Source organism: Hamadaea sp. NPDC050747, assembly GCF_040654195.1.
Taxonomy (GTDB): Bacteria; Actinomycetota; Actinomycetes; order Mycobacteriales; family Micromonosporaceae; genus Hamadaea.
Genome location: NZ_JBFAHM010000038.1, coordinates 1 through 2,115, shown reverse-complemented (window position 1 = coordinate 2,115; position 2,115 = coordinate 1). Strand labels below are relative to the sequence as shown.

1 protein-coding gene is annotated in these 2,115 nt (G+C 66.8%); it reads left to right on the top strand.

Annotated features, from left to right (window positions below; genetic code table 11):
* Positions 1 to 2,115: LamG-like jellyroll fold domain-containing protein (locus AB0H43_RS38925; RefSeq protein WP_360008694.1), on the top strand; the 2,115-nt coding region annotated here is incomplete at both ends.

Below are 2,115 nucleotides of genomic sequence, written 5' to 3'. Positions count from 1 at the left end.
CGGGTGGCGTACGACAAGCTCGGGCGCATCGTCCAGCAGACCGATCCGGCGACGACGAACCGGGTCACCGGCGCGGTGCACACGCCGGTGACCACCACGAGCTACAACTTCGACGGGCAGATCCTGCAGCAGACCGTCAGCGACTCCACCGGCGGCGACGCTTCGCGGACGTTGAAGAACAGCTATGACGCCCTCGGTCACATCGCGACGGCGACCGACTCCGACGGCGACGTCACCACCTTCGGCTACGACCTCTACGGCAATCTCACCAAGGAGATCGACGAGGACGGCGTGGAGACCCGGTACGCGTACGACGCGAACGGGCATCTGCTGACGACCACGTTGATCGGCTACACCGGTGATCCGAACAATCCGATCAGCCCTCGGGATCTGGTGACCGAGTCGCGGGCGTACGACCCGGCGGGCCGGTTGGCGTCGATCACCGACGCGATGGGTTTCGTGACGGCGTTCACCTACACCGACAACAACCTCGAAGTCGCGGTGATCAAGAAGAACGCCGACGGCAGCCAGTCGTATGTCGCCGAGCAGACCGAGTACGACGCGGCCGGCAACGTGATCCGGGAACTGAGCAACAACAACGTCACCGAGACCAAGTACACGGTGGACGCGGTCGGCCGGGTGACCGGCGAGACCCTCGACCCGGCCGGGGTGGCCCGCAAGACCAGCTACACCTACAACAACGACGACCTCGTCACCGCCAAGTACTACTCGGACAACACCGGCTACGTCACCGGTGTCGGCAGCACCTACGACACCGCCGGCCGGGTCACCTCCGACTGGGCGCATACGCTCGGCGCCGGCAAGCCGGCGGGCTGGTGGCGGCTCAACGCGTCGACCGGCACGGCGGCGGTCGACAGCTCCGGTGGCGACAACACCGCCACGGTCACCAGTGGCGTCACCTGGTCGGGTGGGGCGGCCGTCTTCAACGGGACCACCGGCTGGGCGACCGCGGCGGGGCCTGCGGTGGACACGACGAAGAGCTTCAGCGTGTCCGCGTGGGTGAAGCTCGCCGCCAACACGATCGGCCAGACCGCGGTGGCGCAGGACGCGTCGGTGAACTCCGGGTTCAACCTGATGTACATGAAGGGCCCGAACCGCTGGTCGTTCACGCGGAACCTGACCGATACGGCAAACTCCGGCTCGGCGACGGCGCTGTCCACGGCGGCGCCCACGCTGAACGCCTGGACGCATCTGGTCGGCGTCTACAACGCCGCCAACGGTCAGATGACGTTGTACGCCAACGGAACCGCCCAGGGCACGGCGACCGACACCACGCCGATCGCCGCGAACGGGCCGCTCGTCATCGGCCGCGAACGCTACAACGGGGCGAATGACCTGCCCTTCAACGGCTCGATCGGCAACGTGCAGGTCTATCAGCGGGTGTTGACGGCCGCCGAGGTGTCCACGCTGTACGGCAACGGTCAGTCCGGTCAGCCGCTCGGCAGCACCGCCAACACGACGACCTACACCTACGACCAGCGTGGCGTGAAGTTGTCGGAGAAGGACCCGCTGGGCAACACCGAGTACTACGAGTACGACGAGTCGGGCAACCTTGTCGTGACGACGAGCGCTTCGGTGAACGCCGAGTCCAACGGCGGCGCCCCGGTGTCGTCTCGTCCGGTGACGATCACTGGGTTCGACACGTTCGGCGACGAGGTCGAGCTGCGTGACCCGGATGGCAACGTCACCGTCATCACTCGGGACGCGTCCGGCCGGCCGATCTCGACGAAGCTGCCGTCCTACACGCCGCCCGGCGGGACGCCGATCAACGCCACCGTGTCGAAGACGTTCAACGGCTCGGGCAACCTCACGTCTTCGACGGACGCGCTGGGGAGGGTCAGCACGTACAGCTACGACCAGTTCGGGAGACTGTCCAAGGCGGTCGGGGCCAACGGCGGGGCGACGACGTACGCGTACGACTTGAACGACGAAGTGTTGCGGACGGTGAACCCGCTGGGGGCGTACGCCGAGTCGACCTACGACTACCTCGGGCGGAAAATCACCGACTCGCGGTTCGAGCGGTCCAGCTCCAGCACGTTCACCACCTTGTACGCGTACAGCAGCGCCGGGTTCCTGCAGAAGGTGACCCAGCCG